The following is a 13846-nucleotide window of genomic DNA, read 5'->3' as shown; positions in this document are numbered from 1 at the left end:
TCATACCTACAATAAATCAATGGCTTACGGGTAGTTTTCAACCGAAACACCGCGCCCATGGTGTCGAAAAGGACCGATTTTAATGAAGTATGCTGCAGTTTCCCCATAAACGATATACTTATCAAATGCTTATGCGGATTTTGCCTATCTCGCCTTCCGTTTGAGCTATGCGCTATCCGCATATCGGTGCGGATCATGCGCTTAGATGATCATGATGGTGAACGGGCCGGAGATTGGTCCTGGCATTAGATTATCGTTCATCGGCTCCAGCCAAACGTAATGGGTGCCCTGGCTTAGGCAGCCTTCGGTTTCCAGATAGGCTATCAGTCCGTCGAGCGTGCCATCATAGGCAGAGCTTGCGCGCACTGCGACGGTTGCATTTCCACTGACTGCCTGAATGCGCTGGCTGTGATGCCCGGCGGAGGTGACCGCAGAGCCGGGCCGATCCGATCCGCCAAGAAGATAAGGCGTCAGGGTGCCAGCGGTCATATCGGCTGAACTAAAGCCGATACGGTAGAATTTGCCGACCTGCGCGACAAGAGCTTGCCCGACATCATCCGCCGTGCCCGGCGTGTGGGTGGCTTTGCTTGCTGCAACTGCCCAACCCGGATCGAGGGTCCATGAGGCCGGATTGTCAAAGCCACTGTCGACCAAGAGGTTTGATCTGGTGGTATCGCCGAGGGCAAAGCTATAGCTCTGCATCAGGCCCACAGCGTATGGCTCACCAACAGCATCGGTTTCGCGGTTAAGGCTGGCAGAGGTCGAGCGGTAGATCTGCACCTTCGTGGTGGATGCATCGGCCCCTGTCGCCAGTTGGATGAGCGCACCGCCCAGCAAAGTCGTCACGCTGATCGCGTCAGTATCGAGAGCCGTAGGAATACCTGCATCGCCCGCGCCAACTGTGAGTGTAATATCATCGGTCCACGCGCTGTTTACACCCGCAGCTGAGATCGCCCGTGCCCGGATTACCACCTGGTCGCCACTGGCATAGTCCATGATCGACCCGCCGCCATTGGCCGCAGGCAGAGTAAGCGTGGTAAAGACGCCCGCTCCGACCATTTGGTGTGCCACTTCAAAGCTTGCAGTTACAATACTGCCCGGCGCTGCTGCGAGCTGATAATCAATCTGGTCTGCGCTACCAGTGCCGCCAAATCCGCTGGTGATAGAAACGAACCGCGGTGCGTCCGGCGCGCTGATGACGTCATCCAGTTCTGCACCCGCGCGCCCGGTCCAGCCAGGAATGATATCGGCGGTGAGCTGCTCATCGATAATGGAGGCTTCATCGACCAGATGCAGGATTTCGTCATTCTCTTGCGCCCGCTCTACCCCGCGCACGATCAACGGTAGGCTTTCAGCCGAGGCACGACCAAACAGCACTACATTACCGGCCTGAGGCATTGGTCCAGTTCCGGTCAGTGTCAGGATCTGGGTTTCCCCGGCAGAGGGTGTCACAGTTCTGACGATTGATGTGCCGATGGTGTCTGGCTCGGTCGAACCGGTGTCAAAAACCCGAAACCGCAAGGCATAGGCCTGGCCTTCGATCATCTCGACCGGCTGATCCAGTTCGATCAGCGCGCCGATCACATCGCGCACCCGCGCCGAGGCCTGCACGTTGTCGAGGACATAGTGGTTCAGCACGACCTTGTCGCCGCGCGTGGCAACCCGCACCGGCCCGATCTGGCTGACCTGATAGCTGTCAGAGCGATAGATCGCCTCATATTGGCGGCGGCGCGCCTCGCGCCAGATTATATCTGGGTCGGTGATACCCGGCAGGTCCAGCGCCTCTGTCACGGTGATGTCGCCCGAATAACCCGGCCAACGCACCACGCGCTCGGCGTCTTTGAAATCATTGGTCTGGTCGCTGAACTTCACGCGAAACGCATGTGGATGCTCGATATAGCTGCGCGTGGTCCGAAAACCGGAACTGTTTTGCGCGTCCAGATGATCGATGATCAGCTCTTGCGCCCGGTCAATGGTCACACCCCAGCGCGTGCCGTCATGGCGCGGCGTTGCCCGGCCGACCGCCGCGATCTGTGTCAGAACATCGCGCAGTGAGGTGCCGGTCTCGTCAAACACCTTGTTGAAGCTTAAGCCCAGAGTTCGGCAGAAATCATGCCAATCTTCCAGAAGGGCAAGATCAAGCCCCGCATCGCTGACCGCCTTGGGGTTGCAGGGCGCTTGCAGGGCGTGGCGAAAGAGAGCCGCAGGGTTTGAGGTGGCGCGCTCCAACCAAAGACCCGTGACATGATCATAGTCGAGGCACACCCGCGTTCCCAGCACGCTGATGTTATCGAGTGCGCCTGACAGCTGATGCGTCGCCTTGATCCTGACAGCCACCAGTGACAAGGGCCGTGGATAGGCCAGCGGATATTCTGGCCGCAGCGTTTGTAACGCCGCCCAACTGACATTGCGCTGAATGGTGTTGTCGGTCGTTTCATCATTCAACAGCGTCAGGCGCACCTGCCAACGCGAGCGGGTCGGAAACTCCCAGCTGTGTTGGCGGTAGAAAGTTTCAAGCTTTTTAGCGACGATATCCAAATGGGTCAAAAGCACCCAGTCTTCGGCATCAACCAAACGGTATTCCACCCGAATTGTGATACCTTCCGCATGCGATCTGCCCTCCTTATCAAAGCGGATCATCCCGGATGGGAATGCCAGGATGATGGATGCGCCTTTGGCATCAGCTCCAGTGGTCCGAACAATCGGCGTATCAATGGTAGCGGCCCCCGAAATGACCTCGCCCAATTCATCACGCGGCAAGGGTCTGGTCAGCGCCACCCCAACCGTTTCCTCGGCAATCTGGCGGGGATAAAGGCTGATTGGTGCGTCGGCATCAATGCCTTCGCGGGTCTCGATTTCGACATTGGTGTATTCGCTGATCGACGTCTCGCCGATGCGGATATCCTCCAGCCGCACGCGGCCTTCACCAAAACAGAACAGCGCGCGGATATACTGAAAATCGCCCACGATCTCGGTATAGGGCAGCGCGGCATAGGGTGGCGCATAGCGCAAGCTGCCCATCAACATCGGCACAGCGCCATTCGGCTCCAGCCGGTTGCGCAAACCGCTGATCGCATAGCGGTTGGCGGCATTGCGGTCTTCGGGTTTGATCGGCGGGATAAGCGCATTGATCAGCAACTGGCCAAGCGCCGTGACCGCCAGTGATGCCGCGGCGAAGGCCAGCGCATAGCCCGGCGCACCGACAGTCAAACCCAGCAGCGAACCTGCGAACCAAGTGCCCGTGGCAATCGCGGCCACCGCCACGACAATCGACAATATCGATTTGAGCGCGCTTTTCCCGGCCACCAAGCGAATGACCACATGCACGCCTGCCTTAGGCCGCACCCGCGCCCACAGCTCTGGCAAAATCACCTGCGTGCCATGCGGTGTGACCAGCGCCACCCGAACCCGTGACAGCTCGGATGCAGGCTGGCACGGCAAGGCCGCCTGGACCATTTCGGCAAGTGTCAGACCTTCGGGGAACGCCAGCGTGATCCGACGCTGACCGGGGTCGAAATGTGGCGCGGCGAGAACCGGGACCAATCCAGTCATGGGGTCACCCCCTGCCAATGGAAATGCCCCACCAGACGATTGCCCCATCGCCCAGTGCTATAGGCCTCAATCTTGGCGCGGTCCTCATCGACCATGTGCAACATCACGCCGGGCCGGATCACGATGCCCAGATGGGTTGAGAGCCGCCCGCGCCGGAACACCGCAATGTCAAAGGCCTGTGCCGGGCCGCTCCGGGGTTGCCACAGCGGCGAGCCTTCGGCCCCCGAAATCAAAGCATCAATCTCGGCATGTTCTTCGACGCTGCCATAGCCAAGGTAGTCGGGCAGCAGGGTATCGCGCGCCTCGCGGTAAACGATGCAGGCCAACCCCCAGCAATCCGCGCCGTAACGGTCCCGCCCGAAGGCGGCGTAGGGAATGCCGACGAAAGCGTTGGCCCAAGCGTTCATAGGTGCAGCCCCGGAAAGCGGTCGCGCGTCATGCGGCCCGGTGGAAATGGCTCCAGCTCAATCTCATCACGGCTGATCGAGAGCAGAATCTCTGCGTCAGAAATATCCGCACTCAGCAGCTGCAAATCGAGATATTCGGCCTCAACCAAGTCGGGCGTCTCGGCCAGCACCACGGCCATGTTCACTGTTGCTGGCGTGCGAAAGCTGCGCAGCAGACTGACCATTTCGCTATCCAGATTTTCGACCACAATTTGCGCGGCCGCCGGTGTATCCTCTTGGTCGGACGGCAACAGCGCCGAAGCAAGTATCCACAGGAACGGCTGGGTTTGGGGGTCAGCGCCACGCCAGTCTGACCGCGTGCCATAGATTAGCGGGTCGATAGAGATCCGTTCGGCATTGTCGGTCGATAGCCGGATTGGGCCATCCTCCAAATCCGGGTGGGTGATTTCCAACAAGACAACAAACAGCGTGTCTGTGCCGACCGCATCGATGGCCTGACGGGCATTCAGGGACAGTCGTCTCATGGCATCACTTGCAGATTAAAGGTTTTTCGGCACTCAATGCCGACCAGCGTTTCGCTCGGCGGGGTATCGCCCCAGGAACACAGCCAGAGCTTGGACAACAGCAGAGGCTGGCCATCCACAGCCAACAGCGGCACACCATCACTGCCCAACAACGGCCAGCCATCGGTGGTCGGGTCTGGCATCCAAAACAATCGGCTGCCCCCCGCGCAATCCTCATCGTAAAAACGATCAAAAACCGCTCTTAAATCGCGATTTAACAGCAGTGACATCGTGACCAGCTGCGCCACACGGCTCAGCCTAAGGCTATAGCGCGCCGGTCCCGCATCGCCTTGAGTTTTGCGCCGACCGTCTTGCAGGGTCCGCTGCCATGTCTGGCGCTCTGGTCGAGGCAGAGATGTGGGCCACTCCATAATCATCCGCGCTGCCTCACGGCAGGGCTCAGCGAAAATTCCGATTGCATGGCCCTGCGCAACGGATTGCCGCGCTGCGACACCGCAGCCGCCGCCTGCTGCCCGATCGTCATTGTGATCTGCGGCTGCCCCCGGCCATCGGTGCCTTGGGTGGCCTCAACCTTCTGGCCCGAATAGTCGTTGATTGCGAAAGACATCGACACAGTTGCTGGTGCGGCACTTTGGTTCGCCGCCTGAAAGCTGGGGGTGTTCGACGTCAGGATTTGATCCGCCCCGACATAGCCGCCAGAGGCATAGCCCTTTACGGTGCCGCGCCGCAGGTTTTCCAGATTGGCAACCCCAATCCGCGCGGTTGCGGCGGCATCAAACACAAATTCCTTGCCATGGACAAAGCCGCGCACCTCATCAGGTGATGAGCCACCTGTCTCCCCACCAGACGAGAACCCCGGCAATCCCATAGTCTTTGCAATGCTGCCTGCAATCGTGCCAAAAAACCCTGACAGACCACCTTGCGTGCCGCCAGACGCAAGGCCTTGCAACCCACTGCTCAAGGCTTTGCCGAAGCCGCCCATACCCTCGCCCAAGGTGCCCAAATCGGTGGTCGCAGTGGTTGCGGTATTGCCAAACTGCGCAAGGGCGGCATTCGCCGCGCTCATCCGGCCGGTGAAATTATGGGCAGCTTCAGGATTCGCGGCCGTCCACCCTTGCGGGCGCTCGAAACCTGCGAACGCTGACGTTGATTGCTGCACATCGGTCGAGGCCAGCAGCTTTTTCAGCACACCGTTTTCGCTGCTCAGCAGCTCCTTCCACACATGTTCCAGCTGTGCCCCGATATTGCCAAGGCCAGCCTCTCCGCCTACTGCCCCCAGCAGCCCCTCGGCGCGCACTCCATGATGCTGGAACAGACCAAAGGATGTCGGGGAGCCGTTGCGAGGATCGCCCCGCGCCAAAGGGTTGAAGGCGCTCTCCGCCGATACGTTCCCCATGATCCCGGCAATCTGGTGTGGCTTCAGTCCCTTGCCCGCAAAGAAACTCCAGACCTGGGATTGCACACCCGTTGACCCGCCAAGACTACCAGCCCCAAACCCGGCTGCGCCGCCTGCAGCCCCGCCCTGGCTCAGGAATGATTGCAGGCCAATACCACCGATCGTCACGTTGGCGGCATTCACAGCCATCGACTGCACAGCCGCCGTGGCCGTTGACACAAGCGCGGCCTCATCCACGCCCTTCTTGCCTGTCAGCCGATCAAATATTCCTGACAGACCACCCAAATCATCCAATGTGCCCAGATTGCCACCAAACAATGCATTCTTCAGGGGGTTACGCACAGCAAGATCAAAGAAGCCTTTTTCGATCTCGCCGATGAGGTCGGCAATCGCCCCGCCCACATCGCCCGCCTTCAGCTTATCCAAAACGCTGTCGATGGCGCTTTCGCCCGCTGACTGCACCCGTTTCCAGGCATCGGCCTGCCGTTCAATGAATTGGGTGCCCTCCGCTTCCAAGACGGCATTGCGGCGCATTGTTTGGGCGATATCACCGGTGGCCCCCAACCGCTGGATGTCGCGTTCAGCCTGCACCAGCGCCAGAACCCGTGCGCGAACCGCAGCGGTTTGGCCGATCAGGGCCAGTTCCAGTTGCATTTGCTGCAACCGCGTGGCCTGATCGCGCAAATAGTCTTGCTGCGACTGGGTCAACTCTTGCATCGCACGGGCGCGGACCCGTTCAGCCGAGGCGGCTGCAACTGACGCATCGGCCCCATCAGCAATCTGGCGGGCATATTCCTTTTCCGCCGCAAGCGTTGCCCGCAAGATCGGGTTTGGCTCTGCTGCAATTTGGGCATCATAACCATCGCCAGCCGATTGGTTCGCAATATCGGCCAGCGCCTTTTGCCGATCACGCTCAGTTTCCGCATTGGCACGGGCAATCGCGCGGATCCGTTCCAGAACGGCCTCAAGCCCGGTTAATTTGCGCTTGCGGATCTCGATATCTGCTTCGGCCAGAGCATTGGCTCGAGCCTGTTCAGCATTGCTGGCCCCGATCAGAGCAATCTCGCGGCGAATACCGTTCAGTCGGTCCAGCTGATCACGGACGGCCTCTTTTTTGGCCGCGACGATATCCAACTCACGCTGCAATTGCTGGTCCAGCAAAGCGTTATGCGCCTTTTGCCATCCGACACTGCCTTTGATGACCCCCATTTCCTCAAGCCGAAGATCCAGCGCCTCTTTGGCTTGGCGGGCGCGGATACGTTCAACCTGGAAACTGTCTTGGCCAAACTGCCGACCGGCGGCCGAGAGCGCAGCTTCCTGACGATATCCAAGGGCGACAGCATCAACTTGACGGCGCTTTTCGTCGCCAATTTGCGTGGCTGTCGCAAGTTCTTGCGCAGCCAAAGCAGCCATGATGCGGTGCCAGTTCGCACTCCCTGCCAATATGCCCTGTTCAGCCAGACGCACATCCAGCATCTCGCGCGCCTGCACGTTGCGCAACTGATCAACTTGCAGACTGGCTTTGCCAAACTGCGTTTCGGTCGCTGCCAGCTCGGCCTGTTGCTTATAGGCCAGCACCATCTGGTCAGTTTGGCGGGTTAATACTTTGTCTTTGGCCGAGCCGTTCCACGCAGCCTCGACCTTTGCGCTTTCAATGGCAGTTTTCGCCAAGATCTCGAGCAGCAGCGCGTCAGCTCATCCTTCATGCCATTGACGGAGCCGCCGCCTGACATTGCGTTTTGCAGTTCGCCAATATTTTTGCGGTCACACCTTCGATGTCATCGCCACTGTCAGACAGTTTTTTCAGCTCGTCGATGCGTGTGAAAAATCATCGTCAGCGCTGTTGGCTGCCCCGAGCTTGTTGTAGTTTGCTCTTTTGCCAGCTTCGGGTTGTTTTCACGAGATATCTATGGTCTTCCGGGGATCGGTGTCACCACACCAACAGCAAATGCCACCTGCCAAACTGTTGCCCCCAGCTTTCTTTGACTTCCTTGTTCAGAAAACTATCGATGACACCATTCAACTGCTTCAGCTCAGACGCACGGTCCAGTTCCAGCATGCCTTGGGCGAGGCCTTTTACATCGGCAGTTAGGCTGCCAAACGCATCGCCCAGCCGAATGTTCTGCACCAAATCCAGATTGGTCTTCATCCGGCCGAGCGTTGCCGTGAGGTCATCGACATTATCGCCAAAGCTCTTGGTTTCCTTTTTCAAACCCATCAACCACTGGATACCCGCCGCGCCCAATGTCACCAACGCAATCGTGGCAAGGCTTGCCGGGCTTATGATCGACAAAAGGCCCGTGCCGATGGCCTTAATAGCCGAGTTGCACCGCCGCCCATTTGCTGCATGACCCCAACAAGCTGCGAGCCTTGCTGCAAGCCGATGGTCAAAGGGTTCATCCCCATCGCCGAGGTCACACCGATGTCAAAGCCCTGTGCCGCAATATTGGCTGAGTAGAAATTATTACCAACAGCCGACCGGCCTTTACCACCCAGCCCAGACGCAGCCGGGGCCAAACTGCCTGCTGCCGCAACGCGCGCCGCTGCTGCTTCACGTGCATTGATCGCGCCCATTTCTTCGGCAGTGGAAATTCGGGCCAACTGCTGCTCATATTGACGCGATGCAGCAAAGAGCGGGTTGAAGCTGGCGCGCACGTCATCCAGAGACGCCTGCCAGATTTGCGCGGATTGTGCGGCAGAAACCATATCCGCTGGCCTAGCCACCAATTGACACCGACAGACCATTAATGGCCCGTTGCAGAGACCCTGCCGCCGTTTGGGTGGCGGTAAAGGCCGAGCGCATTTGGGTATCGCCACCGGAAGGGTCGGCCAGCGGCCCAATCATGGCGCGCGTTCTGGTTTCAATCGCGCGCTTTTCAGCGACGATTAGACCATCCTGGGCCGCCATGGCTTTTGCGGTCGGCCGAGGCCATCCGCTCCAACTCGGCCGCCTGTTTTGCCGTTCCGGCCCCAGCGGCAACAGCCTCAGACGACAACTGCTTCAGACCCGATGTCACATCCGTGAGGCCAGCCTTTGCCGCGCCAACATCTGCACGCAGCACCAAAGCAATATTTAGGCTTGAAGCTGTCACTGTTTTGCCTCTCCAAACGCCGCCACGGCTGCGGCTTCCATCACCATCAGGTCGCCAAAGACCTCATTTGCCCGCTCGACCGTCAACCCAACCCGCCTCAGCACCACGTCGACGGCGTTATAATCCAGGCCCAACCACGCGATGCCGCCCATGCCCACCGCCACCCGCCATTGCGTTTCAACAGCAAGCCAAATCCTGACGGCATCGACATTCTGGGCCATGACCTCAAATGCCTCGGGATACGCGATGGCATCTACTTCGAGCGCCACACCCATTCGGGCAAATTGCGCGGCCAGTTCAGTATCAACCTCAACCGGCTGGCGGCTATCAGCCCGTCCGATCCGCGCGAGCGCCCAAGCCCGCGCGGCAGCGGTTAGTTTCCCACTCGAGCCTCTTCGCCGTTCATGGATTTGGTCAACGCCTCATTGATCGCCTTGTTGAACCAAGGCTGTTGCAGCGCTGCCTGCAGAAGCTCCGGGGTGAAGGGCACATCATTGCCAGCATCATCGACGATACCGCGCCAGCTTTTGACAATCCGCGCGACCTGTGCCGCCTCATGATCGGTCAGAGCGCGCAGGGTGGTCAGCTTGGCCGACGCCTCTTGCGCTGCCAGCATGTCTTCGCGCGGCAGTGGCGCAAACTGTGCATCAAACTGTTGCTCGATGATTGCGCCGGCCTTGTCAGGATCTGGCAGCCGCACCGTAACCGGCCACCAGTAACGGTAAGATTTTGAAAGCTTGAACTGCATTTTAAAGGCCCTTTAACGGATGATGATGACAAGCTCGTCCAGTGCCGTGGTCGGGCAGAACGAGAGCGGCAGGCTGTAATTGAGGATGCCGTCTTTCTGGCCCTGGCTGGGCTTGCCGATCTCAATGGCCGGGGCCGCAATTTCAACGATGTTGCCCGCCGTCTTGCCATGGATCAGACTGAGCGCGCCGCGCGTGCTGTTGATAGCGCGGTCGAACCAATTGATTGTGGCCAGCGATGTAGCTTCAACAACCGCCGCCCCGGTGACCTTGCGATCCGAAATAATCACGCTTTCAGATCCGATCAGGAAGCGCGGCGTCACGGTATTACCAAGGGTGACGGTCAACTGCTCGGCAATCGACGCCCAGCTATGCAACACCATAGTCGTGTTGGCCGATGACGGCTCCAGCGGCTTTTGCCAACCAGCCAGGGTGACGGCCGGCACCACCTGATCTGTGATCGTGCCCAACAGCCCGGTCATCGAGAACCGATAGGTCGGGATCGCCAGAGGGGCCAGAGTCATCGTCAGGGTGCCACGACTCCCAATCATCACGTGCCGCACACCGTCGATCTCAAAATAGATCGTGGCACTGCTGACGGCATCTTCGACAATGGAATAGGTCACCGAGGTCGCAGCGACAGTGGTTTCGGCAAAACCGCAAGCCCGCAGTAGCGAGGCATATTTTGGGGTCGTCCCTGCCGCGCCTGCGCCCGCCAGTTCCACATCCATTTCCAGTTTGGCATGTTTGCCGGTCAGAATGATGCCCTGATTGCCCAGATGCGGCAGAATCAGATCTCGGCTGACCTCAGTCGCTTCCAAAGGCATATAACTGACGTTTTTGCCGATGATCGCCTCAGCGCCGGTTGGCACGGCTGCAACGCCGTACCCAGTCTCAATCTTGCTCAGAACGGCAAGTTTACGGAAAAGACGGGGCATCACTTGCCTCCTTTCTTGAGGGGTGTCGTTAAGGGGGTCGGGGCATCATCCGCGTCAGTGTCGGGCGCGGTGAGGGTTGGCGCTGCATCGTCTTCGGGCAGCTGCGTCAATGCCCCGGTCTTGGGGTCGCGGGCATAGCGGCCACCGGCGGTTGGCAAGCTGTTCATGGGATAATCCTCAGCTGATCGGGAACAGAAAACTCGATTTGGAAGGCAAGCACACCTTCTCCCAGGTTAATCATGGCACCGCGCACAAGTTGGAACGGGCCAATAGCATCGTCAGGAACCCAGCTGTTAATTGCCACTGAGAATTGACCCGGCATTTTCACCGAGATCTGACCCACCTAGTTGTTATGTTCTGCGTTTTATGTTGGCGTCAATGCTGCTGTCTCCTTCCGTTTTCTTTTCGCTGTCTCGGAGCTGGCCTTGAAGCGATAGCTGTCGTTTCCGGTCTCCAAAATATGGCAGCGATGAGTTAGGCGATCGAGCAGTGCCGTCGTCATTTTGGCGTCCCCGAAGACCGTGGCCCACTCGGCGAAGCTCAAGTTGGTGGTGATTATGACGCTGGTGCGCTCGTAGAGTTTGCTCAGCAGATGGAAGAGCAAGGCACCGCCAGAGGCGCTGAATGGCAGGTATCCCAGCTCATCAAGGACCACCAAGTCGGTTTTCACCAGCGCCTCGGCGATCTTCCCGGCCTTGCCCTGTGCCTTTTCCTGCTCCAGGGCGTTGACCAATTCGACCGTTGAGAAGAAGCGCACGCGCTTACGGTGATACTCGATTGCCTGAATGCCGAGCGCCGTCGCAACATGGGATTTCCCTGTGCCAGGGCCGCCGATCAACACCACATTCTCTGCGGCATCCAGGAATTCACATCGATGAAGTTGGCGGACCAGAGCTTCACGCATTTCACTGGCCGCGAAGTCGAAGGCGGACAAGTCCTTGTATGCCGGGAAGCGGGCGGCCTTCATGTGATACGCGATCGAGCGCACTTCGCGCTCGGCCATTTCGGCCTTGAGCAGCTGCGACAGGATCGGCATGGCAGCTTCAAATGCAGGCGAGCCTTGCTCATGCAGATCCTGCACGGCCTGCGCCATGCCTGGCATCTTCAGGCTGCGTAACATGATGATCAGCGCAGCACCCGCGGGATCATGACGCATGACGGGTTCCTTTCTGGGTGCGCAGCCCATCATAGCGCGCGACGTTGGCCTCAGGCTCCTTGCTCAGCGACAAGGCGGCTGGAGGGTTCACATCCGGCTGGTCGGTCAGCTTGCCATCCAGCAGCCTGTGGAGCAGGTTCAGCACATGGGTTTTGGTCGGCACACCTGCTTCGAGCGCCATTTCCACGGCACAGAGCACCGCCTGCTCATCATGGTGCAAGACAAGTGACAAGATATCGACCATTTCGCGGTCCCCGCCGGGTTGGCGCAGCATCTTTGCCTGTAATACGCGGAAAGGTTCGGGCATTTCCACGAAGGGGGCACCATTGCGCAGCGCCCCGGGCTTGCGCTGCACTACCGCCAGATAGTGGTGCCAGTCATAGATCACGCGCCCCGGCTGACGGTGGGATCTATCAATAATCCGCTCATGCGTGCAGACTACATGCCCCTCGGCCACAACCATCAACCGCTCAGGGTAAATGCGCAGGCTGACGGGGCGGTTCGCAAAACTGGCGGGCACAGAATAACGGGTGCGATCAAAGTTGATCAAGCCCCCTCTCGCGCATGCAAGCATGCGCTGCCGGGCAGCGGGTCGGCGAGACGCGCTTTCTTTCCTCGACAAAGCCATCAAACATTGTGGGGAGCGGCATCAGCGCAGGCTTCTCAGCTTCCCACACATCGGCGATGCTTCCAGGCAACCTGCCATGGGCCGTCTCAGTCCACAGCAGTTTGCAGCGATCTTCTAACCAGATGTTCAGCGCATCCAGATCAGGAAAGGCCGGCATCAGCTGCCACATGCGGTGACGAGCATCGCGCACATTCTTCTCGACTTGCCCGCCGCCATTGGGCTTGAACCAATGGCGCACCAATGGCTTGCCCCATCCTGCGGCCGGATTGCAGAACTCGGGATCGAAGACATAATGGCTGGTCATCGCCGTGAACCGCGCATTCACATCGCGCTTCTTGCCAATGCCGACCTTGTCGACGGCGGTCTTCGTTCGGCCTGACCTCGGACCCATGGCGGTCAAGCCTCACTGTCATAGATGCCGCGGCGCGGGATGCCCTCGAAGAAGCGGAAGCCATGCCAATGCGCGTCGAACAGCATCCATTGCCCGGCAGTGCATTTCTGCAGGAAATGTCACGAGAGGGTCATGCGTCTGCAGAAGATACGCTCGCACAAGGAAGGCGCGGCTGTGAGACAGCTTGATGTGGGCAACCTGCAGCTTGATGCGCTCGCCGCCAACATAGGCCCAGTCCTCGCTCCAATCGAACTGGAATGCCTCGCCCGGAGCGAACACCAGCGGCACGAAAGTTCCCCGATCCGTCGTATGATGCGCCCGCTGCCGTTCGCCTTTCCATTCCCGAATGAAGGCCGCAACTCGCTCATAGGAACCCTCATATCCCAGCTTCACCAAATCGGCATGCATCAGCTTCGCCGTCCGGCGCTCTTTGCGTGATTTGCGCTGATCCGAAACCAGCCATCCTGTCAGCTGACTGGCATACGGATCCAGCTTGCTCGCACGATCCGGCGTCTGAAACGCAGGCTCAACAATCCCCTCCCGCAAATACTTCTTGATTGTGTTACGCGAAATGCCCGTGCGCCGCGCAATCTCGCGAATGGGCATCTTGTCTCGCAGCGCCCATGTCCTGATAACCTTCAAAAATCCCATCTCGATCACTCCATATGCCCCCAACTGGTTTAAGCTGGGGCAAGGTTGCACATGGGTCAGTTCTCAGTGACAATTTTGGCAGTTGCCGGGTCAATTCTCAGTGGCAATTAACACCGCCAATGGCTCAAGTTCATGTGCGCAGCAAGCGCGTCTGAAAGTTTTATAAGGTGCTGATAAGGTGCATTTTCCATTGCATCAATAAGACACTTAAATCTTGATATGTCAAGATACTTTTGTCTTACTTGTCCAAATCAGATTTATCTATCTTACTTTGCGTGTATAACTCTCAACCATGAGCCAAGAACCAAACACATCAGCGGCAATCAGTGACCGCATTCGAGGCCTCGTAGAGGAAGGTCTTAGGA

Annotated in this window: 13 protein-coding genes and 1 pseudogene; all 14 read right to left on the bottom strand. The window is 58.7% G+C overall.

The features are described from left to right. Positions 1–201: 201 nt before the first annotated feature. On the bottom strand, positions 202–3552 hold the full coding sequence (locus VDP61_RS04155) for a phage tail protein (protein ID WP_323005691.1): 3351 nt from the start codon (positions 3550–3552) through the stop codon (positions 202–204). Further along, positions 3549–3959 carry an NlpC/P60 family protein gene (locus VDP61_RS04150; protein WP_323005690.1) on the bottom strand — a complete coding sequence of 137 codons (411 nt, stop codon included), beginning with the start codon at positions 3957–3959 and terminating at the stop codon, positions 3549–3551. Before VDP61_RS04150 ends, VDP61_RS04155 begins: the two co-directional genes overlap by 4 nt. Then, the gene (locus VDP61_RS04145; RefSeq protein ID WP_323005689.1) at positions 3956–4483 is read right to left on the bottom strand and encodes a hypothetical protein; all 528 of its coding nucleotides are present in this window, start codon (positions 4481–4483) and stop codon (positions 3956–3958) included. The genes VDP61_RS04150 and VDP61_RS04145 overlap by 4 nt, the downstream gene beginning before the upstream one ends. Beyond that, a complete protein-coding gene (locus VDP61_RS04140; RefSeq protein ID WP_323005688.1) occupies positions 4480–4752 on the bottom strand; it encodes a hypothetical protein in 273 nt (90 codons plus the stop codon). Before VDP61_RS04140 ends, VDP61_RS04145 begins: the two co-directional genes overlap by 4 nt. 143 nt (positions 4753–4895) lie before the next feature. Further along, complete coding sequence (locus tag VDP61_RS04135) at positions 4896–7550, bottom strand: phage tail tip lysozyme (protein ID WP_323005687.1); 2655 nt, start codon at positions 7548–7550, stop codon at positions 4896–4898. A gap of 259 nt (positions 7551–7809) precedes the next feature. After that, entirely contained in the window at positions 7810–8091 is a 282-nt protein-coding gene (locus VDP61_RS04130; RefSeq protein ID WP_323005686.1) for a hypothetical protein, read from the bottom strand. A 68-nt stretch (positions 8092–8159) separates the two neighbouring features. Then, positions 8160–8585, bottom strand: a complete 426-nt coding sequence (locus VDP61_RS04125; protein WP_323005685.1) for a hypothetical protein — start codon at positions 8583–8585, stop codon at positions 8160–8162. 170 nt (positions 8586–8755) lie between these two features. After that, positions 8756–8971 carry a hypothetical protein gene (locus VDP61_RS04120; protein WP_323005684.1) on the bottom strand — a complete coding sequence of 72 codons (216 nt, stop codon included), beginning with the start codon at positions 8969–8971 and terminating at the stop codon, positions 8756–8758. Further along, entirely contained in the window at positions 8968–9240 is a 273-nt protein-coding gene (locus tag VDP61_RS04115; RefSeq protein ID WP_323005683.1) for a DUF1799 domain-containing protein, read from the bottom strand. The genes VDP61_RS04120 and VDP61_RS04115 overlap by 4 nt, the downstream gene beginning before the upstream one ends. Positions 9241–9344: 104 nt before the next feature. Beyond that, complete coding sequence (locus VDP61_RS04110) at positions 9345–9719, bottom strand: hypothetical protein (RefSeq protein WP_323005682.1); 375 nt, start codon at positions 9717–9719, stop codon at positions 9345–9347. Positions 9720–9731: 12 nt separating this feature from the next. After that, the gene (locus VDP61_RS04105) at positions 9732–10655 is read right to left on the bottom strand and encodes a phage tail tube protein (RefSeq protein WP_323005681.1); all 924 of its coding nucleotides are present in this window, start codon (positions 10653–10655) and stop codon (positions 9732–9734) included. Continuing rightward, on the bottom strand, positions 10655–10822 hold the full coding sequence (locus VDP61_RS04100; RefSeq protein WP_323005680.1) for a hypothetical protein: 168 nt from the start codon (positions 10820–10822) through the stop codon (positions 10655–10657). The genes VDP61_RS04105 and VDP61_RS04100 overlap by 1 nt, the downstream gene beginning before the upstream one ends. A 197-nt stretch (positions 10823–11019) precedes the next feature. Further along, positions 11020–11811, bottom strand: a complete 792-nt coding sequence (istB, locus tag VDP61_RS04095) for an IS21-like element helper ATPase IstB (protein ID WP_323005679.1) — start codon at positions 11809–11811, stop codon at positions 11020–11022. After that, a pseudogene (gene istA, locus VDP61_RS04090) lies at positions 11801–13481 on the bottom strand (IS21 family transposase). Before istA ends, istB begins: the two are co-directional and overlap by 11 nt. Between the last annotated feature and the right edge of the window lie 365 nt (positions 13482–13846).

The organism is Pseudorhodobacter sp., assembly GCF_034675685.1.
Taxonomy (GTDB): Bacteria; Pseudomonadota; Alphaproteobacteria; order Rhodobacterales; family Rhodobacteraceae; genus Pseudorhodobacter.
The sequence above is the reverse complement of the archived record's forward strand: the minus strand, read 5'-3'. Positions and strand labels throughout refer to the sequence as shown.

Bases quoted from the DNA above. Each gene is read 5' to 3' on its own strand.
- VDP61_RS04155 (WP_323005691.1), bottom strand. From the start codon at position 3,552: ATGACTGGATTGGTCCCGGTTCTCGCCGCGCCACATTTCGACCCCGGT.
- VDP61_RS04150 (WP_323005690.1), bottom strand. From the start codon at position 3,959: ATGAACGCTTGGGCCAACGCTTTCGTCGGCATTCCCTACGCCGCCTTC.
- VDP61_RS04145 (WP_323005689.1), bottom strand. From the start codon at position 4,483: ATGAGACGACTGTCCCTGAATGCCCGTCAGGCCATCGATGCGGTCGGC.
- VDP61_RS04140 (WP_323005688.1), bottom strand. From the start codon at position 4,752: ATGTCACTGCTGTTAAATCGCGATTTAAGAGCGGTTTTTGATCGTTTT.
- VDP61_RS04125 (WP_323005685.1), bottom strand. From the start codon at position 8,585: ATGGTTTCTGCCGCACAATCCGCGCAAATCTGGCAGGCGTCTCTGGAT.
- VDP61_RS04110 (WP_323005682.1), bottom strand. From the start codon at position 9,719: ATGCAGTTCAAGCTTTCAAAATCTTACCGTTACTGGTGGCCGGTTACG.
- VDP61_RS04105 (WP_323005681.1), bottom strand. From the start codon at position 10,655: ATGCCCCGTCTTTTCCGTAAACTTGCCGTTCTGAGCAAGATTGAGACT.
- VDP61_RS04100 (WP_323005680.1), bottom strand. From the start codon at position 10,822: ATGAACAGCTTGCCAACCGCCGGTGGCCGCTATGCCCGCGACCCCAAG.
- istB (WP_323005679.1), bottom strand. From the start codon at position 11,811: ATGCGTCATGATCCCGCGGGTGCTGCGCTGATCATCATGTTACGCAGC.